18 protein-coding genes and 1 pseudogene are annotated in these 20,237 nt (G+C 67.6%); 11 read left to right on the top strand and 8 right to left on the bottom strand.

Annotation, left to right across the window (positions count from 1 at the left end; all coding sequences use genetic code 11):
• From sphsw_RS10460 to ku, 4 genes are all read right to left on the bottom strand, one after another.
• The coding region (locus sphsw_RS10460) for a transglutaminase N-terminal domain-containing protein (protein WP_031440570.1) at positions 1-284 on the bottom strand (284 nt) is incomplete at its 3' end.
• Positions 281-2,788: a circularly permuted type 2 ATP-grasp protein gene (locus tag sphsw_RS10455; RefSeq protein ID WP_031440569.1), complete on the bottom strand. Its 2,508-nt coding sequence runs from the start codon at positions 2,786-2,788 to the stop codon at positions 281-283. The genes sphsw_RS10460 and sphsw_RS10455, both read right to left, overlap by 4 nt.
• Before the next feature lie 253 nt (positions 2,789-3,041).
• Positions 3,042-5,543: a DNA ligase D gene (ligD, locus tag sphsw_RS10450; protein ID WP_031440568.1), complete on the bottom strand. Its 2,502-nt coding sequence runs from the start codon at positions 5,541-5,543 to the stop codon at positions 3,042-3,044.
• 65 nt (positions 5,544-5,608) lie between these two features.
• Complete coding sequence (ku, locus tag sphsw_RS10445) at positions 5,609-6,496, bottom strand: non-homologous end joining protein Ku (protein WP_031440567.1); 888 nt, start codon at positions 6,494-6,496, stop codon at positions 5,609-5,611.
• A gap of 113 nt (positions 6,497-6,609) precedes the next feature.
• On the opposite strand from ku, the gene pdxH reads away from it, so the two are divergent.
• The 3 genes from pdxH to sphsw_RS10430 are packed head-to-tail and all read left to right on the top strand — an operon-like array spanning position 6,610 to position 8,960.
• Entirely contained in the window at positions 6,610-7,188 is a 579-nt protein-coding gene (gene pdxH, locus sphsw_RS10440; protein ID WP_031440566.1) for a pyridoxamine 5'-phosphate oxidase, read from the top strand.
• A complete protein-coding gene (locus tag sphsw_RS10435; RefSeq protein ID WP_031440565.1) occupies positions 7,185-8,132 on the top strand; it encodes a cation diffusion facilitator family transporter in 948 nt (315 codons plus the stop codon). The genes pdxH and sphsw_RS10435 overlap by 4 nt, the downstream gene beginning before the upstream one ends.
• A gap of 36 nt (positions 8,133-8,168) precedes the next feature.
• Complete coding sequence (locus sphsw_RS10430) at positions 8,169-8,960, top strand: PhzF family phenazine biosynthesis protein (RefSeq protein WP_031440564.1); 792 nt, start codon at positions 8,169-8,171, stop codon at positions 8,958-8,960.
• A 58-nt stretch (positions 8,961-9,018) separates the two neighbouring features.
• On the opposite strand, the gene sphsw_RS10425 is transcribed toward sphsw_RS10430, so the two are convergent.
• The gene (locus sphsw_RS10425; protein ID WP_031440563.1) at positions 9,019-9,267 is read right to left on the bottom strand and encodes a UvrB/UvrC motif-containing protein; all 249 of its coding nucleotides are present in this window, start codon (positions 9,265-9,267) and stop codon (positions 9,019-9,021) included.
• A 15-nt stretch (positions 9,268-9,282) separates the two neighbouring features.
• Positions 9,283-10,407 (bottom strand): tRNA 2-thiouridine(34) synthase MnmA, encoded by a 1,125-nt coding sequence (mnmA, locus tag sphsw_RS10420; RefSeq protein WP_031440562.1) that lies wholly within the window; start codon positions 10,405-10,407, stop codon positions 9,283-9,285.
• A gap of 136 nt (positions 10,408-10,543) precedes the next feature.
• On the opposite strand from mnmA, the gene sphsw_RS10415 reads away from it, so the two are divergent.
• The 3 genes from sphsw_RS10415 to sphsw_RS10405 all read left to right on the top strand — a co-directional run bounded on the left by sphsw_RS10415 (position 10,544) and on the right by sphsw_RS10405 (position 11,533).
• A complete protein-coding gene (locus sphsw_RS10415; RefSeq protein WP_031393005.1) occupies positions 10,544-10,771 on the top strand; it encodes a hypothetical protein in 228 nt (75 codons plus the stop codon).
• A 102-nt stretch (positions 10,772-10,873) separates the two neighbouring features.
• Positions 10,874-11,173, top strand: a complete 300-nt coding sequence (gene sciP / locus sphsw_RS10410) for a CtrA inhibitor SciP (protein ID WP_031393004.1) — start codon at positions 10,874-10,876, stop codon at positions 11,171-11,173.
• Between the two features lie 102 nt (positions 11,174-11,275).
• Complete coding sequence (locus tag sphsw_RS10405; protein ID WP_031393003.1) at positions 11,276-11,533, top strand: GlsB/YeaQ/YmgE family stress response membrane protein; 258 nt, start codon at positions 11,276-11,278, stop codon at positions 11,531-11,533.
• A 66-nt stretch (positions 11,534-11,599) separates the two neighbouring features.
• On the opposite strand, the gene sphsw_RS10400 is transcribed toward sphsw_RS10405, so the two are convergent.
• Positions 11,600-12,340: an SIMPL domain-containing protein gene (locus sphsw_RS10400; RefSeq protein WP_031440561.1), complete on the bottom strand. Its 741-nt coding sequence runs from the start codon at positions 12,338-12,340 to the stop codon at positions 11,600-11,602.
• Between the two features lie 217 nt (positions 12,341-12,557).
• Between sphsw_RS10400 and sphsw_RS10395 the strand changes: the two genes are divergently transcribed.
• The 3 genes from sphsw_RS10395 to sphsw_RS10385 are packed head-to-tail and all read left to right on the top strand — an operon-like array spanning position 12,558 to position 18,260.
• Positions 12,558-13,772, top strand: coding sequence for an efflux RND transporter periplasmic adaptor subunit (locus sphsw_RS10395; protein WP_031440560.1), 1,215 nt, complete (start codon positions 12,558-12,560; stop codon positions 13,770-13,772).
• Positions 13,773-13,778: 6 nt separating this feature from the next.
• Positions 13,779-16,934: an efflux RND transporter permease subunit gene (locus sphsw_RS10390; RefSeq protein WP_031440559.1), complete on the top strand. Its 3,156-nt coding sequence runs from the start codon at positions 13,779-13,781 to the stop codon at positions 16,932-16,934.
• Positions 16,935-16,991: 57 nt separating this feature from the next.
• Positions 16,992-18,260, top strand: a complete 1,269-nt coding sequence (locus sphsw_RS10385) for a DUF445 domain-containing protein (RefSeq protein WP_031440558.1) — start codon at positions 16,992-16,994, stop codon at positions 18,258-18,260.
• A 9-nt stretch (positions 18,261-18,269) separates the two neighbouring features.
• Here sphsw_RS10385 and sphsw_RS10380 read toward each other — a convergent pair whose 3' ends face one another.
• The gene (locus sphsw_RS10380) at positions 18,270-18,950 is read right to left on the bottom strand and encodes an HAD family hydrolase (protein ID WP_031440557.1); all 681 of its coding nucleotides are present in this window, start codon (positions 18,948-18,950) and stop codon (positions 18,270-18,272) included.
• Between the two features lie 62 nt (positions 18,951-19,012).
• On the opposite strand from sphsw_RS10380, the gene sphsw_RS10375 reads away from it, so the two are divergent.
• Both sphsw_RS10375 and sphsw_RS20410 read left to right on the top strand, forming a co-directional pair.
• Positions 19,013-20,122, top strand: coding sequence for an ABC transporter permease (locus tag sphsw_RS10375; protein WP_031440556.1), 1,110 nt, complete (start codon positions 19,013-19,015; stop codon positions 20,120-20,122).
• Positions 20,122-20,237: pseudogene (locus tag sphsw_RS20410) on the top strand (ABC transporter ATP-binding protein); the annotation flags it as partial. The gene sphsw_RS10375 and the pseudogene sphsw_RS20410, both read left to right, overlap by 1 nt.

Below are 20,237 nucleotides of genomic sequence, written 5' to 3'. Positions count from 1 at the left end.
GGGTCGCCGGCGGCGGGGACGGGGACGAGCCGGTCGACCGTGATCCGCGACCGGCTTTCGATCGTCAGGTGGCGTACCGGGCTGTCGACCACCAGCCGGGTGACGTTGGCGAGCCCCGCCTCGGCGCGCGCGGGGCTGACGCGTCCCGCGGGATGGACCGAGAGCGTGTAGGCGTCGAGATGCTGGCCCGGCCAGTCGATCGGTTTCAGCCGGAGGTTGCAGCGCGCGAACTTGACGCTCGCGCCATAGTCGAAGGTGGTGACGTGACGGATGTCGTATATCATGCGAGCGTCAGTTCGCTGGTGCGGAGCGGTTCTGCGCCCTGCAGGAAATAGCGTCTCGCCAGCGCGTCGGACACGCCCGCCAGCCGGCGTTCGACGTCGCCCAGCGTATCCGCGTCCAGCTCGGCGGCGGTTGCGGTCATCACGATCGCCATGAGCGCGGTCGCCTGGGCCTGTTGCGGTTCGGCCATCTCGTCGTCGCTCAGCACCGGCAGTTCGGCGAGCCGGGCGGCGATGCGGTCGGCGGAGAAGGCGAGGCTGCGCGGGTTGCCGGGGTCGAGCGCGACGAGATCCATGACCGGCACGCGCGCGATTCCCGTGGGATAGCGCTGGCGATAGGTGATCTGGCTGTCAGCGAGGTCGAGCAGCACCGACAGGTCGTCGGGCGAGGCGCCGGGCATGCCGAACAGCCGGATCGCGCGCGCCATCGCCATCGCGCGCTCGATCCGGCGGCCGAGATCGTGGAACCGCCATGCCGCGGTCCGTCCCATATGCTCGGCGGACAGCCCGGCAATCGCGGCATAGCGGCGCTGGAGCGAACCGGCGCGTTCGAGCATCCCGCGATGCGTCGGGAAGGGCGCCTCGAGCAGCCGGACCATGTCCGAGGACAGCCGGTCGCGCGATCCCTCGCCGATCGCACGCGCATGGCGGTTGATCGTCGCGACCGACTGCCAACCCTCGTCCTCCATTGCGGTGCGCGCGAACGCGGTCAGGTCGGCGCGGCGCAGCGCGGGGGGATGCGGTGCGGCACCGCTGCCGACGATCAGCCCGACGAGCTTGCCGACGGTCTGCGACGACAGCACCGCGCCGCCGTCCGCGTCGATCGAATTGCCGAGCATCACGCGGATCGCCGCGAGCAATGCCTCGCCGCGCTCGAGATAGCGGCCGAGCCAGTAGAAATTGTCCGCGACTCGGCTGGGCAGCGTGCCGGGATTGCGCCGGACGTGGAGCGAATCGGGCGCGGTGAGCAGCGAGACGGGTGCGACCGGCTCCGGCCCATAGACGCAGACATCGGCGGACCAGATGCCTTCGCCCATCACCGCGGCGCGCGCGTCGGGGTGCTCGCCGATCCGCGCGAACCCGCCGGGCAGCACGGTCCATTCGCCGTCGCCGCCGCGTGCTGCAAAGACGCGCAGCGTGAACGGGCGCGGCTCGAGCGTGTCGCCAACGACGACGGGCATAGTCGAGAGGCGGACGATCTCCTGCCCGACATAATCCTGCGGGCGGCGCGCCATGTCGGCGAGCAGCGCGGCACGGTCGGCGCCGGTGATGTCGGCGCCCGCGGTCGCGCCGTTCGGCAAGCCGAGCGGGCGGGTGTGATAGGCGGGGGCGATCAGCAGCCGGTCGAGATCGGCCTCGACCGCGGTCCGCGCCGCGTCCTGCCCGCACCACCAGGTCGCGATGTTGGGGAGCAGCAGGTCCTCGCCGAGGATCGTGCGCGCGAGTTGCGGCAGGAAGGCGGAGAAGGCGGGCGCCTCGAGCACCGCGGAGCCGGGCGCGTTCGACAGCACGACATTGCCGGCGGCATAGGCGTCGATCAGGCCGGGCACGCCGATCTGCGAATGCGTGTCAAACGCCAGCGGATCGAGCAGCCGGGGATCGAGCCGCCGCCACAGCGCGTCGATCCGCTTCAGCCCGCCGATCGTGCGGACATAGAGCTTGTCCTCGAGCGCGGCGAGATCCGCGCCCTCGACGAGCAGCAGCCCCAGATAGCGCGCGAGATGCGCCTGTTCGGGATAGCTCGGGTTGAACCGGCCGGGGGTGAGCAGCCCGATGCGGGGATCGGTGCGCTTGCACATCGCCGCCAGCCCCGCGCGGAACGCGGCAAAGAAGGGCGCGTGGCGCTGAACGTTCAACCGCGCCTGTAACCCGCCGAGCGTGCGGCCGACCGCGAGCCGGTTCTCGAGCGCATAGCCCGCGCCCGCGGGTGCGCGCAGATGATCGGCGAGCACGCGCCATTCGCCGCTCGGACCGCGGCCGAGATCGATCGCGATGAAATCGAGATGGCGGCCGCCGGGCGGATCGAGCCCGACCATCGGCCGCAAGAAGAACGGGCTGCCGGTGACGAGCGCGGCGGGGATATGGCCGTCCGCGACCAGCTTTCCCTCGCCGTACAGATCGGCGATCACCGTTTCCATCAGCGTCGCGCGCTGGACCACGCCCGCGGCGATCCGCGCCCAGGCGTCCGCCTCGATCAGCAGCGGGACGGGGGAGACGGGCCAGGGGCGCTCGTCGGGTTCGTCGGCGATGCGGAAGCCGGTGCCGATATCGACCGCGTGACGCTGGACGCGTTCGCGGACATGGCCGAGATCGTCCGAGGCGACCATCGCGAGCTCGGCGAAGGTCGCGGTCCAGGCGGGGTCGATGCTGCCGTCGGCGGCGGGGCAGAGCATGTCGGCGGCGGTACTGCGCGCGCAATAGTCGGCGATCCAGCGCTCGGCATGGCGTGTCGCGTCATAGGCGCTCGATTGCGCCGTATCGGTCGGGGGCGTGGATTGCGTCGCCATCTCCATGCCTTGATGCCTTCGAATAGTGGCGGCGGGTGTTTCACCTTTCGCTGGTGCGGCGCAACCTAAATTGTCGGGCGTGGGGTAGGTCGGGGAGGGGGAACAGGACTTTCCCGGGCTGGCCGTTCCCCGGCGGAGGCCGGGGCCCAGGTGGGAAGGTGGTCGTAACCTTGCGCTGCATATCCTTTGCGACTGTTCCCCAACTGGGCCCCGGCCTTCGCCGGGGAACGAGCCATATAGAGGCGCGCGACCCTCAGAAATCCGGCAGGACCTGGTCCGCCACGCCCCAGCCCTTCAACCCGCGCGAGCCGGCGCGTGCGATCAGGTCTTCGGCGTCGCGCACACCCCAGCGGGCGGCGGTGTCGATATCGCGCAATTCGCTCCACGACACGGGCGCGGCGACAGGCGCGCCGGCGCGGGCGCGGGCGGAATAGGGCATCACCGCGGTGCTGCCGCGCTGGTTGCGCAGCCAGTCGATGAAGATCCGGCCCTTGCGCTTGGCCTTGGCCATCGATGCCACGAACCGGTCGGGCTCGGCACTTGCCAGCGCCCGCGCGAAACGGTCGGCGAAATCCTTGACCGCGGGCCATTCCGCCTTGGGGGTGAGCGGGACGACGACATGGACGCCCTTGCCGCCAGACAGCATCGCGAAGCTGACGAGCCCTAGTTCGGCGAGCTGCGTCTTCAGAAACTCTGCGGCCTTCTTGGTATCGTCGAAGTCGAGCCCCTCGTCGGGGTCGAGATCGAAGACGAGCCGGTCAGCCTTTTCGAGCGTCTCGTTGGAGGATCCCCAGCCGTGGAATTCGATCGTCCCCATCTGGACGCAGGCGACCAGCCCGTCGGCATCGTCGACATAGAGATAGTCCTCGGTCGATCCGTCCTTTTCGCGGATCGGCACCTGATGGACCGCGTCGCCGAAGCTGCCGGCGTCATGTTTCTGGAAGAAGCAGGCGCGCGACCGGCCTTGCGGACAGCGGACGAGGCTGATCGGGCGGTTGCCCGCGAAGGGGAGGATGAGGCCCGACAGCGCGGCGTAATAATCGGCGAGATCGCCCTTGGTGACGTCGGAGTCGTCGAAGATGACGCGGTCGCGGTTGGTGATCTTGATCTTAGTCTCAGGCGCGGCATCGGGGAGCGGGGCGGGGGTTTCGGCGACGACGTCCTTGGCCGCCTTGTCCTCGCGCAGAGCGATGAAGCTCGAATGGCGCAGCACGCCGTCGGGGGTGGTTTCGGCAAAGGCGATCTCGGCGACGAGCTTGGGCGTTACCCAGTGCGCGCCGCGGACCGCGGCCTTCGGGGCCTCGACGGTCGGCGTCTTGCGGTCGAGCGCATCGAGTTTCTCGCGCAGCTCGTCCATCAGCGCCAAGTCGAAGCCGGTGCCGACCTTGCCCGCATAGCGATAGGTCTTGCCCTCGCGGACGCCGAGCAGCAGCGACTTGAAGCCGCGCTTCTTGTCGGACGGGAGCCAGCCGACGATGACGAATTCCTGACGGTGCGTGCATTTGACCTTGAGCCACGCCTTGGTCCGCTTGCCCTGATAGGGCGCGTCGGCGCGTTTCGAGACGATGCCTTCGAGGCCCTCGCGGCACATCGTCTCGAACAATTGCTCGCCCGCGCCGATGACGTGGTCCGAATAGCGCAGGCGGTCGTCATCGCCCGGGATCAGCGGTTCGAGGCGGGCCTTGCGGTCGAGATTGGACAGGCCGGTCAGGTCCTCACCGTCGACTTCGAGCAGGTCGAACGCGAACAAGGTCATGTCTCCGCCGCTGGAGATCGCGTCCTTCAGCGTCGAGAAATCGGGGTGGCCGTTCTTGAAGGCGACGATCTCGCCGTCGATCAGCGCCGATTTTACGGGGAGCTTCGCGGCGGCGGCGGCGATCCTCGCGAACTTGTCGGTCCAGTCGAGCCCGGTGCGGGTGAAGACCTTGGCCTTGCCGTTCGCGACCGCGACGAGCGCGCGGTAGCCGTCATATTTGACCTCGTGCAGCCACGCGGTGCCGGTGGGGACGGCGTCGACGAGCGTGCAGAGCTGGGGGTCGCGGAATTCGGGAAGCGTGCCGTCATGCTGGCGAAGGCCAGGATCCAGAGTATGGGCCGCGACGCTTTTGGCTCTGGATCCCGGCTTTCGCCTAGATGACGGGGGAGGGGCGGGTTTGCTCGCGCGTGCCGGCTTCTTCCCCTCGGCAATCTCCGCCATCGTGCGCCCGGTCGAGACGCTCGTCAGCGCTTCGTCGACCAGCGTGTCGGTGCCGCCCGCCGCGGCGTCGTCGATCTTGCGGAGCAGCCAGTTCTCGCGCTTTTCCTTCGCGCGGGGTTTCAGGCGGATCAGCAGCCATTCGCCCTTCATCCGCTCGCCATCCAGGACGAAGTGGAGATGGCCCTTGTCGAGGTCCTTGGCCGACTTGCCCTTGATCGGTGCCCAGGTGCCGCGGTCCCACAGCATCACCGTGCCGCCGCCATATTCTCCTGCGGGGATCGCGCCTTCGAACGTGGCGTAGCTCAAGGGATGGTCCTCGGTGCGGACCGCGAGGCGCTTTTCGTCCGGGTCGAGGCTGGGGCCGCGGGTGACCGCCCAGCTTTTGAGGACGCCGTCGATCTCGAGGCGCAGGTCCCAGTGGAGGCGGGTGGCGTCGTGCTTCTGGACCATGAAGCTGTTGCCGTTGCCGGGGGTTAGCGTGCCGGCGGGTTCGGCGGTCTTCGCGAAGTCCCGCTTGGCATTGTAGAGCGCGAGGGGGTCTGGGGTGTCAGCCACCATCGGTCTCCCGCGAATGCGGGAGCCGAGGCTGGGTCCCCGCCTTCGCAGGACCACAACAGGGAGCATTACGCACGTTTCTTGGCCGGAGACTTGGCCGTGGTCTTCGTCGCGGTCTTGGCCGGGGCTTTCTTGGCGGGCGCCTTCTTCGCAGCCGCAGCCGTGCCGCCCGATTTCTCCATCGACTTCTTCAGCGCCGCCATCAGGTCGACGACGTTCGACCCCTTGCTCTCGCCGCTGTCCTTGTCGTCGATGATCGTCTTGCCGTTGGCCTTGCGCTTGCGTTCGATCAGGTCCTTCAGCGCGTCGACATAGCGGTCGTGGAAATCCTGCGGGTGGAAGTCGCCGCTGCGCTTCTCGATCAGCGCCTCGGCGAGTTCGAGCAGTTCCTCGGACGGCTTGTCGTCGGGGATGTCGCGGAAATAGCCCTGCGCCTTGTGCACCTCGTCCGCGTAGCGCAGCGTCTCGAGCACCAAGCCGCGCCCGCACGGCTTGAGGCTGACGACATATTCACGGCCTCGCATCGCGAGCTGGCCGAGCCCGACCTTCTTGGTCCGCCGGAGCGCCTCGCGCAGGACGATGAACGCCTCCTCCGCCAGATCGTCCGCAGGGACGACGAAATAGGGCTTTTCATAATAGAGCACGTCGATGTCGCTCGCATCGACGAACTGGGTCAGTTCGAGCGTCTTCTTCGATTCGAGCTTCACCGCGTCGATCTCGTCCTGGTCGAGCAGGACATATTCGCCCTTTTCGATCTCATAGCCCTTCATGATCTCGTCCGCATCGACCGGGCCGACGCCGGTGACGACCTTATCGTAATGGACCGGCTGGCCCGAGGGTTCGTGGATCTGCTTGAACGAGACGGCCGCACCCGATTTGGTGGCGGAGTAGATTTCGACCGGGATCGAGACCAGCGCGAGCCGGATCTGTCCCTGCCAATAGGCGCGCGCTGCCACGGTGCGGTTTCCTTCGTTGCGAAACCGATTCAATCGTCGGCGTGGCGAGTCGTTCCGTGAGCGCCGTGCCGTGCGCTGTTTCGCGGCCCGCCAAGTTTCGCTATGGCGCTGCCATGTCCGATAACCCGATCACGCTGTTCGAGGCCTGGTACGCCGAGGCCAGGCAGACAGAAATCAACGACTCCAACGCTGTAGCCCTCGCCACTGCGGATGCACAGGGACGTCCGTCGGTGCGGATGGTGCTGCTGAAAGGGCATGGCCCCGATGGTTTCGTCATCTACACCAACCGCGAGAGCCGCAAGGCGGGCGAGCTGACCGCGAACGCGCATGCGGCGTTGCTCTTCCACTGGAAGTCGCTGCGCCGGCAGGTCCGGATCGAGGGGCGCGTCAGCCTTGTGAGCGATGCGGAATCGGACGCCTATTTCGCGACGCGCGGCCGTGATTCGCAACTCGGGGCATGGGCGTCGGAACAATCGCGCCCGCTCGACACGCGCGACACGTTCGAACGCCGTTTTGCCGAGGCGCAGGCGCGGTTCGAGGGTGGCGACGTGCCGCGGCCGCCGCATTGGGGCGGGTACCGGATCGCGCCCGATCGCATCGAGCTGTGGCAGGACCGCGAACACCGCCTACATGAGCGGCGACTGTTCGTGCGCGACGGTGAAGGCTGGACCGAAGGATTGCTGTTCCCATGACCCAGGACGAACGCCGCAGGGTGATCCCGCTGGCGACGCGCGCGGCGCTCGCCAGCGTCGCGATGGCGTGTTTCCTGCTGCTGCTGAAGGGCTTTGCGGCGTGGACGACCGGATCGGTCGCGATGCTCGGCTCGCTCGCCGACACCGCGCTCGACCTGCTCGCGAGCCTCGTCACGCTGTACGGCGTGCGGCTGGCGGCGACGCCGGCCGATCACGACCACCGTTTCGGCCACGGCAAGGCGGAGGCGCTCGCCGCGCTGTTCCAGGTGATGCTGATCACCGCGTCGGCGGCGGGCATCGCCTGGCGCGCGATCCTCGCGTTCAACGATCCGCAGCCGACCACGGGCGCCGATTTCGGCATCGGCGTGTCGGTCGTCGCGATCGTCGCGACGGTGTTCCTGCTCGCCTATCAGCGCCGGATCATCCGCCAGACCGGATCGGTCGCGATTCTTGCTGACAATGTCCATTACCAGTCGGACGTGCTGCTGAACGGGTCGGTGATCGTCGCATTGGTGCTCGACCAGTATATGGGGTGGAGCGGGGCGGATCCGATCTTCGGCATCGTCATCGCCTTGTGGCTCGCCTGGGGTGCCTTCTCGGCATCGTCGAACGCGATCGACCAGTTGATGGACAAGGAATGGCCCGAGGATCTGCGTGCGCAGTTCCTCGACGTGGCGGCGCGTCAGCCCGGCATCCGCGGCATCCATGACTTCCGCACCCGCCGGTCGGGCAGCCATGATTTTGCGCAGTTCCACATGGAGGTCGCGCGCGACCTGACCGTCGCGCATGCCCACGACATCGTCGAGGCGGTCGAGCGCAACCTTCGCACCGCGTTTCCGAAGGTCGAGGTGCTGATCCACCTCGATCCCGAGGGGCATGTCGATACCGACAATCCGCTGGTCGAGGCGGACGTGACGCCGCATTGGTTTGGCAAGCGGGTTTAACCTGCGGCGATCGACAACGGGCAGAGGGCCAGCAGCATGAGAATACCGTTCGCGCAGATCGATGCGTTCGCCGACACGGCCTTTGCGGGCAATCCGGCGGCGGTGATGCCGTTGTCGGCGTGGCTCGACGATGCTGTGCTGCTGGATATCGCGCAGGAGAACAACCTGAGCGAGACCGCGTTCATCGTCCCCTCCGCCGAAGAGGGCGTCGATTTCGACCTGCGCTGGTTCACGCCGGGCGCAGAGGTCGCGCTGTGCGGGCATGCGACGCTGGCGAGCGGGCATTTCGTGCTGTCGTCGGATAGTGCGCGCGACCGGGTCCGGTTCGCGACGCGGCAGGCCGGGATCCTCGAGGTCGCCTGCGCGGATGGCGGATACACGCTCGAGCTTCCGGCCTGGGCGCCCGCGCCAAAGGCAATGCCGGAGATCGTCGCGGCACTGACGATCGATTCGCCGGTCGAGACCTTGTGGCACGACAAGGGCTATGCGCTGGTGATCGTCGAGGACGAGGCGATCGTCCGCAACCTGAAGCCCGATTTCGTCGCGCTGGCGAAGTTTCCGATCGTCGCGATCGTCGCGGCGAAGGGGTCCGCGACCGCAATCGTCAGCCGCGTCTTCACGCCTTATTATGCGATCAACGAGGATCCGGTGACGGGGTCGGCGCATGCGGTGATGGTGCCGTACTGGGCGCAGACGCTGGGCGACAGTTTCACCGCGTTCCAGGCGAGCGCGCGCGGGGGGCGGCTGACGTGCCGGCTCGAAGGCGACCGGGTGGTGCTTGGCGGTGCGTGCGTGACGGTGATCGAGGGCACGTTCCTGCTGCCGTGAGGGGCGTCTGATGCGGCCGTCGTCCTGACGTCCGTCAGGATGACGGGTGGGGGGGGCGTTACCGCTTGCGTCCCTTGGTCATCGGATCGGGCTTTTTCGGTTTCACCCAGCCGGGCGGCGGGGTCAGGCGTTGCTGGCTGGTGCCGAGACCCATCGCGCCGGGTTGCTGGCGGGTGAGTCCCGCGGTGTCGGCGACGGTGCCGCCGCCGCGGAGCAGGCTGATCTGGTCGCGCAGCCGCCCCGCGGTCTCGAAGTCCATCGCCGCGGCGGCGGCTTCCATCTGGCGGCGCAGGTCGTCGATATCCATGCCACGCCCAACGCGTCAGGCGGCGGCGAGTGCCGCCTCGGTCGACGCGATCCAGCCGCCGCCGAGCACGCGGTCGCCGGCATAGAGGACGGTCGCCTGTCCCGGTGCGACGCCATATTCGGGTGCGTCGAACACGACGCGGTCGCCGATCAGGCGGGCCGGGACGGGCTTGGCCATCGAGCGCACCTTGGCGGTGAGCGGCCCGGTGAAATCGTCGCCGAGCCAGTTGATGTCGCTCAGCTGCGCCGCCGAAACCGCGAGCGCCCGGCGTGGGCCGACCACGACGCGCCTTGTGTCGGGCTCGACGCGCACGACGTAGAGCGGCTCCGGGCTGCCGCCGATCTCGAGCCCGCGACGCTGGCCGACGGTGAAGTGGATCAGCCCGCGATGCTCGCCGAGCTTCATGCCGCCGATATCGACGATATCGCCCGCGGTATCCGCCTCCGGGCGCAGCTTCTTGACCAGTCCGGCGTAATCGCCGTCGGGGACGAAGCAGATATCCTGGCTGTCAGGCTTGGCCGCGACGCCTAGGCCGAGTTCGGCCGCGATCTCACGCACGCGCGCCTTGGGCAGGCCGCCGAGCGGGAAGCGCAGATAGTCGAGCTGCGCCTGCGTCGTCGCGAACAGGAAATAGCTCTGGTCGCGGGCAGGATCCGCGCCGCGGTGGAGTTCGGCGCCGTGCGCGCCCTCGACGCGGCGGACATAATGGCCGGTCGCCAGGCAATCGGCGCCGAGATCGCGCGCGAGCTTCAGCAGGTCGGTGAACTTGGGCCCCATGTTGCACTGGACGCACGGAATCGGCGTGCGCCCCGCGAGATAAGCGTCGGCAAAGGTGTCGACGACCTGTTCGCGAAAGCTCGATTCATGGTCGAAGACGTAATGCGCGATGCCCAGCCGGTCGCAGACCGCGCGCGCGTCGCGAATGTCGCGGCCCGCGCAGCACGAGCCCGCGCGGCCGACCGCCTCGCCGTGATCGTAGAGCTGCAGCGTCACGCCGATCGTCTCCGCGCCGGTCGCATGCGCGAGCGCCGCGACGACCGAGCTGTCGACCCCGCCCGACATCGCGACGACGATCCGTCGACCGGCCAGCGACCCCGACCCTGGTGTCGCGCCGCCGAGCTGAAAATCCGCCTGTTCCATCGGTACACCATAGTCTCTGCGACGAGGCGTTGCAAAAAAAGCGACAGGCGCGACAACTCTTTGTCCCGAACTTTACCTCGTTTTCATTCCCCGGCGTTTAGACGGAACCTCTAGTTGGTGTTTTGCGAGTGTCGCGTTGGATCTGAGCTTCCCCCGTTTCGATCGAGAGGCCGAGCTGACCGTTCTGCCCGGTGACCTGGCGGTGTTGATCGTCGGGATCGCCGCGCGTCAGGCGGCGAGCCCGACCGCGGCGGTTCAGGCCGGGTTTTCGCGGGGTGCGATCGATCCCAAGCTGTTCGCCCCCGTCCACGGGGCGTTCAATGGGCCAATGGCGGATGCCTTGACGCGATGGAAACAGGAATGACCGCGGCGTTTACCGCGGCGTTTTAGCCATTCTTCAACTCCCTTGGCTACGGGTCGTAGCCACGTATCGAGAGGGGGCCCCCGCCCCGATCAGAGGTTGTAAATGATCGAGAACCAGAAGTTCCGCCCTGCCAAGGTCATCGGACCGCTTGGCGAGCAATTGACGCTGGATTCGCTGCCGCCGCCCAGCACGACGCGGTGGGTCGTACGCCGCAAGGCCGAGGTCGTCGCCGCGGTCAATGGCGGTCTGTTGTCGGTCGACGAGGTCTGCGACCGCTATGGACTGACGGTCGAGGAATTTGCCGGATGGCAGCGCGCGATCGACCGGTCGGGGATGCCGGGCCTGCGCGTGACGCGGATCCAGCACTATAAGTCGCTGTACGAAAGGCAGCAAAAATACTGACCCGAATCAGCCTACATAATCAAAACGCGGGCGGAACAAACGTCCGTGCTCGCACGTCTTTCCGCCATCGCCCGGCTACGGGAACAACGGAGGGAAAGTAAAATGGGTATCATTCTTTGGCTGATCATCGGCGGCGTCATCGGCTGGATTGCCAGCATGATCATGCGCACGGATGCGCAGCAGGGCATCTTCCTGAACATCATCGTCGGCATCGTCGGCGCCTTCATCGGCGGCCTGATCCTGTCGGGTGGCTCGATCAACAGCGCACCGCTGACGCTGACCTCCTTCATCGTGTCGCTGCTTGGCGCGATCGTGCTGCTCGCGATCGTCAACCTCGTGCGCCGCGGCAGCGTCCGCTAAGAGCGGTCGCTACACAGCGTTGAAAAAGGGCCGTCCGGGCGACCGGGCGGCCCTTTTTCTATGCGCTCAGTTTAGCAGGAAGCGGACCGAGACCGAAACGGTGACGTCCTTCTCGCCCGCGACGATCTGCGTGCTGTCCTTGGCCATCGCCGCGCGGGCCATGAACACCGGCGGGTTCGGATTGCCGGCATTCTCGCCATTCTCGGTGATCGAGACGATCCGCGAGACGCGCATCCCGGCGGACCGCGCATAGATATCGGCGCGGGCACGCGCGCGCTTGACCGCATCGGCCCGCGCCTCGTCCAGCGCCGCATCGGGCTGGTCGATCGACAGATTGGGCCCGTCGATCTGGTTCGCACCTTCGGCGACCAGCGCATCGAGGATCGCGCCCGACTTCGCCACGTCGCGGAAGCGGATCGAAACGCTGTTGGTCGCCTGATAGCCGGTGACCGCCGGCGGCTGGTTGTCGGCATAGCGATATTGCGGCGCGAGCCCGACCGTCGCGGTGGCGATGTCGCGCGGCGCGACCCCGGCCTTCTTCAACGCTGCGAGCACGCGATTCATCCGCTGCCCATTGTCCGCCAGCGCAGCCGCGGCGGTCGTCGCCTGCGAGACGACACCCGCACGGATCGTCGCGACATCGGGCACGCGCGTGGTGCGGCCCTCGGCGCTGACGTCGAGCACGGTCCCGGTCGCGGGGACCATCGGTTCGACCGTCGACGCCTGCGCCTGCGCCGAAGCGGCGGCGGGGATCGCGGCGGCGAGCGGAACCGCCGCCAGCGTCGCGATCATGGTGAGCCTGGTCATATCGTGTCTCCCTGTAAGTCAGCCTGCTTTCGCGATTGATCGAAGCCGGGTCAACGCAGGCTGAACATCGCGTGCAGCTTGCAGACAGGTGCGATCCTGGTCATGTCTGACATTTGGCTGCGCGGCGTGCCGGGGGGCTTGAGCACGGTGATCTATTTATATAATACAGCTGGCGAGTGGTCCGGCGGATTCGGGTCGGGACGGGGATAGCGCGCGCATGAACTACGAAGCCAGGACGATCGGCGGCGAGCCGCAGCAGGTGCTGACGGATCAGACGCCGCCGTCGCATACCCGTCGCAACATCATCATCGCGGTGGTCGTCATCCTCGCGGCGCTGGCCATCGCCTGGTTCGCGTTCGGATCGGGCAAGAAGGATGCAGCGGCGCCCGGTGCGCCGACCGAGCAGATTCCGAGCGTCACCGTCATCGTGCCCGGTCGCCAGACCGTCGACCGCGTGATCGCCGCGACCGGTACGTTGGCCGCGCGCCGCGAAATGCCCGTCGGCGTCGCGGGCGAGGGCGGCATGATCACGCGCGTGCTGGTCGAGCCGGGCCAGTGGGTCGCGGCGGGGCAGGTGCTTGCGACGGTCGACCGCTCGGTCCAGACCGAGACCGCGGCATCGCTGTCGGCATCCGTAACCGTGGCGCGGTCGGACGAGACGATCGCACAGGCGGAGCTCGACCGTGCGCAGCAGCTGGTCGATCGCGGGTTCATCTCGAAGGCGGATCTCCAGCGCAAGGCGGCGACGCGCGATGCGGCGGCGGCGCGCGTGAAGGTGGCGCAGGCGTCGCTCGGCGAGGCCCGCGCGCGCAACGGGCGACTCGACATCCGTGCACCGGCCGCCGGCCTCGTGCTGACCCGCGGCGTCGAGCCCGGGCAGATCGTCAGCTCGGGGACCGGCGTGCTGTTCCGCATGGCGATGGGCGGACAGATGGAAATGCGCGCGGCGCTGGCCGAAAGCGATCTGCTCGGCCTGCCGGTCGGCGCGCGGGCGACGGTGACCCCGGTCGGTTCGGCCAAGGGGTATAAGGGCGAGGTCTGGCAGGTGTCGCCGGTGATCGACCCGCAGACACGCCAGGGCGTCGCGCGAATCGCGCTCGCCTATGATCCCGCGCTGCGTCCGGGCGGGTTCGCCGCGGCGTCGATCGTCGGTGGCGCGACGGTCGCACCGCAGCTTCCCGACTCGGCGTTGCAGAGCGACGACAAGGGCAGTTTCGTGTATGTTGTCGGTCCCGACGACAAGGTGGTGCGCCGCGACGTGAAGATCGGCCAGGTTTCCGACAGTGCGGTGACGATCGCAGGCGGGCTGCAGGGCAACGAACGCGTCGTCCAATCGGCGGGCGGGTTCCTCGCACCGGGGCAGAAGGTCAAGCCCGTGACCAAGGCGACCACCAGCGCGACGACGACACCCACCAGTAGCAAACGGGGCTGACGCACCATGGGTTTCCGCAACATCTCGGCCTGGGCGATCCGCAACCCGGTACCGCCGATCGTGCTGTTCCTCGCACTGACGCTGGCGGGAATCGTCAGCTTCATGCGGATGGACGTGAACAACGATCCGGATATCGACTTCCCGATCGCGATCGTCGTCATCAGCCAGCCGGGTGCGGCGCCCACCGAACTAGAAACCCAGGTCACGCAGCGGGTCGAGGCGGCGGTGCGGACGCTGCAGGGCATCGACCAGATCAGCTCAACGGTCACCGAAGGTACGTCGCAGACGGTCATCCAGCTCAATATCGGCACGCCGATCGACCGCGCTGTCAACGACGTGCGCGACGCGATCGCGCAAATCCGCGGCGACCTGCCCGAGGGGATCCTCGAGCCGCAGGTGTTCCGCGCCAACACCACCGACGAGGATATTGCGAGCTACTCCGCGATCGCCAGCGACATGACGGTCGAACAGCTGAGCTGGTACATCGACAATACCGTGGCGAAGGAGCTGCTGTCGGTATCGGGGCTTGCCGCGGTCAACCGCAATGGCGGGGTGAGCCGCGAGATTCGCGTGATCCTCGATCCCGTCAAGCTGCAGAGCCAGGGCCTGACCGCGAGCCAGGTCAACGCGCAGCTGCGCCAGGTCAATCTGAACGCGGCGGGCGGCCGCGCGGAGATCGCCGGATCCGAACAGTCGGTGCGCGTGCTCGGCAATGCCAAGAACGCCTATGACCTTGGCCAGACGCAGATCTCGGTCGGCGGGCGGACCGTACGGCTGGCGGACATCGCGCAGGTCCGCGACCTCTATGCCGAGCAGCGGACCGCGGCGGCGATCAACGGTCGCCAGGTCATCAGCTTCGACTTCCAGCGTGCCAAGGGCGCGTCCGACGTCACCGTGTTCAACGATGCGGTCAAGAAGCTCGAGGCGCTGGAGAAGCGCAACCCGGCGGTGCATTTCGTGCTGCGCTCGAACAGCGTCAAATATACCGAGGAGCAATATCACAGCGCGATCGACGCGATGATCGAGGGCGCGGTGCTCGCGGTGATCGTGGTGTTCCTGTTCCTGCGCGACTGGCGCGCGACGATCATCTCCGCGCTCGCCATTCCGCTGTCGGCGATTCCCGCTTTCTGGTTCATGGACCTGCTCGGCTTCACGTTGAACCAGATGACGCTGCTCGCGCTCAGCCTGGTCGCGGGCGTGCTGGTCGATGACGCGATCGTCGAGATCGAGAACATCGTCCGGCACATGCGGATGGGCAAATCCGCCTATCAGGCGTCGATCGACGCCGCCGACGAGATCGGGCTGGCAGTGCTGGCGACGACGATGTCGATCGTCGCGGTCTTCCTGCCGGTCGGGCTGATGCCGGGTATCTCGGGCCAGTTCTTCAAGAATTTCGGTCTGACCGTGGTCGCCTCGGTGCTGATGAGCCTCGCGGTCGCGCGTCTGATCACGCCGATGATCGCGGCCTATTTCCTGAAGGCGCACGGCACCGCCAGCCACGGCGAAGGCAAGCTGATGGACTGGTACATGGCGTCGCTGCGGTTCACGCTGCGGCACCGCTGGCTGCCGGTCGTGGCGGGTGCGGCCGCGACCGCGATCACGATCGCGATGTTCTTCGTCCTGCCCTCGACCTTCCAGCCGCCGCGCGACAGCGACACCAGCACCGCGACGATCGACATGGTCCCCGGCACGACGCTGGCGCAGACCCAGGCGGTCGTGACCCGGGTCGCGAGCATCCTCCAGGCGCAACCCGATGTCGCATCGGTCTATGCCCGCACCGCGGTCGGCAATGGCCGCGTCACCGCGACGCTCAAGGACGATCGCTCGATGAAGAGCACCGCGTTCGAGCGGAGCCTCGCGCCGCAGCTCGCGGCGATCCCCGATGCGCGCGTGTCGTTCCGGTCGCAGTTCGGCTGGGGCGGCAGCAATCGCGACGTGACGATCACGCTGGGCGGCGACGACCCGGTCAAGCTCGACGCGACCGCGCAGAAGATCGTGACCGAGATGGCGAAGCTGCCGTCGCTCGTCGCGCCGCGCGTCGCGGGCAATCTGCAGCGGCCTGAAATCGTCATCCGCCCGCGGCTCGATCTCGCCGCCAATCTCGGCGTGACGACGCAGGGCCTGTCGAGTGCGATCCGCATCGCGACGCTGGGCGATATCGACCAGAACAGCGCGCGCTTCTCGCTCAGCGATCGCCAGATCCCGATCCGCGTCGCGCTCGATCAGAATGCGCGGACGAGCCTTGCGACGATCCAGAACCTGCCGGTCGCCACCGCGACGGGCGGATCGGTGCCGCTCAGCCTCGTCGCGGATATCGGGCTGGGCTCGGGGCCGACCAAGATCGACCGCGTCAACCAGCAGCGCCAGCTGTCGATCGGTGCGGATCTCGCGCCCGGCGTGATCAGCGGCGATGCGCAGAAGCAGATCCATGCGCTGCCGACGATGAACGCGCTGCCGATCGGGGTAAGCGAACTCGTGCTCGGCCAGGCCAAGTGGCAGGCCGAGATGATCAGCAACTTCATCGTCGCGGTGGTGGCGGGCGTGCTGCTCGTCTTCGCGGTGCTCGTGCTGCTCTATCGCCGGCTGTTGCCGCCGTTCGTCAACATGGGCTCGCTGATCCTCGCGCCGCTCGGCGGACTGCTCGCCTTGTGGGTGACGGGGCATCCTATCTCGATGCCGGTCTATATCGGGCTGCTGATGCTGCTCGGGATCGTCGCGAAGAACTCGATCCTGCTGATCGACTTCGCGCTTGAGGAGATGGGCAAGGGCGTCGATATCTGGACCGCGATCGTCGATGCCGGGCACAAGCGCGCGCAGCCGATAGTCATGACCACGGTCGCGATGGTCGCGGGCATGGTGCCGACCGCGCTGTCGATCGGCGGCGACGGATCGTTCCGCGCGCCGATGGGCATCACCGTGATCGGTGGTCTGGTGATGTCGACCGTGCTGACGCTGCTGATCGTGCCGGCGACGTTCAGCATCGCGGTCGGGATCGAGCGCTGGGCAGGGCCACGACTGGGTCGCCGCCTGCTCACCTTCCGGCCCGGCGACGACGGCGCGGAAGTGGTCGGGATCGCCGGCCCCAACGCGCCGGCGCTCGGGCCGGCATCGCCCAAGATCGGCTTTCGCGACGGCGATGGCGGGACACAGCCGGCGGAATGATCGCCGGCGTGACACCGCACGGGTGAACTATCCCTGCGCTCGGGGATTGTTTCGGGCATGACATCGAATTCCCGCGTGCGCCTGGCCAAGGAAGCGACCAACCCGGCTCTCATTCGCATGCGGATCGTCGCGACTGGGCTGCTGGTGCTGATGGCGGTCGTGTTCCTGGTCAGCCGCGCGCTGGTCGACCGGCACCCCGCAATCGGCTTCGTCCGGGCCTTTGCCGAGGCGGCGATGGTCGGCGGACTGGCGGACTGGTTTGCGGTCACCGCGCTGTTCCGCCATCCGCTCGGGCTGCCGATCCCGCACACCGCGATCATCCCGCGGAACAAGGATCGGATCGGTGACACGCTCGCGATATTCCTGCGCGACAATTTCCTGCTGCCCTCGGTCATCTCGCGCCGGATGCGGCGGCTCGACGTCGCGGGCGCGATCGCACACTGGCTGACCGATCCGCCCGAAGGGGCAGGGGGGCGGTTCCGGTCGGGTGCGTCGAAGCTGGTCGCGCAGATTCTCGAAGGCCTCGACCCCGCGCGGCTCGGCGGCATGGTGAAGGCCGGCATCCGCGCGAGGCTGCGCCAGACCGAGATATCGCCGATCCTCGGCCAGTTGCTCAAGGCCGCGATCGCCGAGCGTCGTCACGCCCCGCTGCTCGAGGCGGCGATCCGCTGGGCATCGGTCACGCTCGCCGCGAACGACCATCTCGTCCGCGCAATGGTGCACGAGAAGTCGGGTTCGATCCTGCGCTGGACGGGACTCGACACTACGGTCGCGGACAAGCTGATCAACGGGTTCGACCGCCTGCTCGCGGAGATGGCAGAGGATCCGCAGCACCCGTTGCGGCTGAAGGCGGAGGAAGCGCTCGAGCGGCTGGCCTGGGACCTGCAATATGACCGCCGCATGCGCGAGCGGGTCGAGGCGATGAAGAACGACCTGCTCGACAACCCAGCGATGCAGCGCTGGCTTGACGGTTTGTGGGAGCAGGCGCGCGGCGCGCTGCTGGCGATCGCGCGCGATCCGGAGCGGGCGATGGCGGGCAAGCTGGGCGACGTGCTGCGCCAGCTTGGCGAGACGCTGCTCCACGATCCGCGGCTGTCGCATACGATCAACCGGTTCGTCCGCCGCGCGGTCGTCGGCATCGCGGCGGACTATGGCGACGGTATCGTCCGGCTCGTGTCGGAGACGGTGCGCGGCTGGGATGCCGATACGATCACCAGCCGGCTGGAGAATGCGGTCGGTCGCGACCTGCAATATATCCGCGTCAATGGCACGATCGTCGGCGGGCTCGTCGGCCTGGTGATCCACACGGTCGACCGGATCCTCTAGTCGCCCCGGTTATCGCTCCCAGTCGGGCATCGGCCAGCCCTTCGCCTTTGCCAGAAGGCGGAGCGGACCGTGCGCGTTGACCGCGAACGGCTCGTCGGCCCAGGCAAAGGTCGGCGCATCGGAGACATGGTCCGAATAGAAGCGGACATGCGCATCGTGTCGCGCGATCCCCTCACGCGCCATCCAGCGCTCGATCATCGCGAGCTTGGCGGGGCCGTAGCAATTCTCGCCGTCGATCCCGGCGAGCAGATGGCCGTTCGCGTCGCGCAGGCTCTCGGTACCGATCACCGCATCGAAGCCGAGCCGTTCGGCGATCGACTCGACGTAGAAGCGGTAGGAGGCGGTCGCCATCACCAGCCTGTATCCCGCCGCGCGATCCGCCTCGATCTGGCGGAGCGCGGCCGCGAAGACCCCGTCGCGCATCACGCGGTCGGCAAACGCCTCGGCGGCGCGACGCTCCTGCGCCGGGGTCAGCGTCTTGCCGAGCATCATCCGCTGCATGATGTGCTTCAGGCGGCCGCGGCTCATCAGCTTGGCGAGATATCCCGCCGCCGCAAGCGCCGCGACCGGCACCAGCGCGAGTCGCCACGGCGCGCCGCCGGTGCGCGTGGTGTGGATCAGGAACGGCGTCCAGGTCGGCGCGTGGGTGATCGTCTTGTCCATGTCGTAGATGGCGAGAAGCTGGGTCATTGGGCCGGCTTACACAGCATTCGTCTTGCCGATCCAGTCCGTTTGCCGCAAAGGTGCCGCCGATGAGCGCGATGGCCGATTTTCAGCAGGACGGTGCCGACACGGGTACGCTTCGCTTCACCGGCGATCTGTCGCTCGCCAACATCGGAAATCTTCCCGATCGGCTCGAGGCGGTTGATGCCGCGTCGATCAAACGAGTCGATCTGAGCCAGGTCGACCGGATCGACACGATAGGCGCCTGGATCGTCCACCGCTTCGCCGCACGCAACGACGCGACGATCGACGGGCTCAATGCTGACGGTCAGAATCTCTTCGATCAGGTCGTCGCCTCCGATCAGCCGCTGGCGGCACGCGGCAAGCCGGTCGGTTCGGTAAAGCGCGTGCTGGGCGAGATCGGCGACGCGGTCGTCCTGACCGGCCGGACGATGCTTGGCCTGCTCGCCTTTCTGGGCGCGACGACGATCGCCTTTGGCAGCGTCATTCGCCACCCCAAGCGCTTCCGCTTCAACGCGGTCGTCCAGCGCTTCGAGGTCGTGGGCATCGCCGCACTCGGCATCGTCGGGCTGATGAGCTTCCTGATCGGCGTCGTCATCGCGCAGCAGGGCGCGGTCCAGCTCCGCCAGTTCGGGGCAGAGGTGTTCACGATCAATCTGGTCGGGCGGCTGACGCTGCGCGAACTCGGCGTGCTGATGACCGCGATCATGGTCGCGGGCCGGTCGGGCTCCGCCTTTGCCGCGCAGCTCGGCACGATGAAGCTGACCGAAGAGATCGACGCGATGCGGACGATCGGGGTGTCGCCGATGGAGGCGCTGGTCCTGCCGCGCGTGCTGGCGGCGATCGTGATGATGCCGCTGCTCGCCTTCTACGCGTCGCTGATCGCGATCATCGGCGGTGGGCTGCTGTGCTGGATCCAGCTCGGCATCCCGCCCGTCACCTTCATCGCCCGGATCCGCGAAGTCGTGCCGATCACCGATCTGTACATCGCACTGATCAAGGCCCCGGTCTTCGGCGCGATCATCGCGGTCGCGGGTTGTTTCCAGGGCATGCAGGTCGAGGCTGACGCCGAACAGGTCGGGCTGCGCACGACCTCGGCGGTGGTGCAGGGCATCTTCCTCGTCATCGTGCTCGACGCGTTCTTCGCGGTATTCTTCACCTGGATCGGCTGGGACTGATGGCCCGCAAGACTGACGACAGCATCATCTCCGTTAAGGGGCTGAGGAACGAGTTCGGCGATTCGGTCGTGCATGATGGCCTCGACCTCGACGTCCGGCGTGGCGAGATTCTCGG

It is taken from the genome of Sphingomonas sp. FUKUSWIS1, assembly GCF_000733135.1.
Lineage (GTDB): Bacteria > Pseudomonadota > Alphaproteobacteria > Sphingomonadales > Sphingomonadaceae > Sphingomonas > Sphingomonas aerolata.
The sequence above is the reverse complement of the archived record's forward strand: the minus strand, read 5'-3'. Positions and strand labels throughout refer to the sequence as shown.

Bases quoted from the DNA above. Each gene is read 5' to 3' on its own strand.
- ligD (WP_031440568.1), bottom strand. From the start codon at position 5,543: ATGGTGGCTGACACCCCAGACCCCCTCGCGCTCTACAATGCCAAGCGG.
- sphsw_RS10430 (WP_031440564.1), top strand. From the start codon at position 8,169: ATGAGAATACCGTTCGCGCAGATCGATGCGTTCGCCGACACGGCCTTT.
- sphsw_RS10435 (WP_031440565.1), top strand. From the start codon at position 7,185: ATGACCCAGGACGAACGCCGCAGGGTGATCCCGCTGGCGACGCGCGCG.
- sciP (WP_031393004.1), top strand. From the start codon at position 10,874: ATGATCGAGAACCAGAAGTTCCGCCCTGCCAAGGTCATCGGACCGCTT.
- sphsw_RS10405 (WP_031393003.1), top strand. From the start codon at position 11,276: ATGGGTATCATTCTTTGGCTGATCATCGGCGGCGTCATCGGCTGGATT.
- mnmA (WP_031440562.1), bottom strand. From the start codon at position 10,407: ATGGAACAGGCGGATTTTCAGCTCGGCGGCGCGACACCAGGGTCGGGG.
- sphsw_RS10375 (WP_031440556.1), top strand. From the start codon at position 19,013: ATGAGCGCGATGGCCGATTTTCAGCAGGACGGTGCCGACACGGGTACG.
- sphsw_RS10455 (WP_031440569.1), bottom strand. From the start codon at position 2,788: ATGGCGACGCAATCCACGCCCCCGACCGATACGGCGCAATCGAGCGCC.
- pdxH (WP_031440566.1), top strand. From the start codon at position 6,610: ATGTCCGATAACCCGATCACGCTGTTCGAGGCCTGGTACGCCGAGGCC.
- sphsw_RS10400 (WP_031440561.1), bottom strand. From the start codon at position 12,340: ATGACCAGGCTCACCATGATCGCGACGCTGGCGGCGGTTCCGCTCGCC.
- sphsw_RS10380 (WP_031440557.1), bottom strand. From the start codon at position 18,950: ATGACCCAGCTTCTCGCCATCTACGACATGGACAAGACGATCACCCAC.
- sphsw_RS10385 (WP_031440558.1), top strand. From the start codon at position 16,992: ATGACATCGAATTCCCGCGTGCGCCTGGCCAAGGAAGCGACCAACCCG.
- sphsw_RS10390 (WP_031440559.1), top strand. From the start codon at position 13,779: ATGGGTTTCCGCAACATCTCGGCCTGGGCGATCCGCAACCCGGTACCG.
- sphsw_RS10425 (WP_031440563.1), bottom strand. From the start codon at position 9,267: ATGGATATCGACGACCTGCGCCGCCAGATGGAAGCCGCCGCCGCGGCG.
- sphsw_RS10395 (WP_031440560.1), top strand. From the start codon at position 12,558: ATGAACTACGAAGCCAGGACGATCGGCGGCGAGCCGCAGCAGGTGCTG.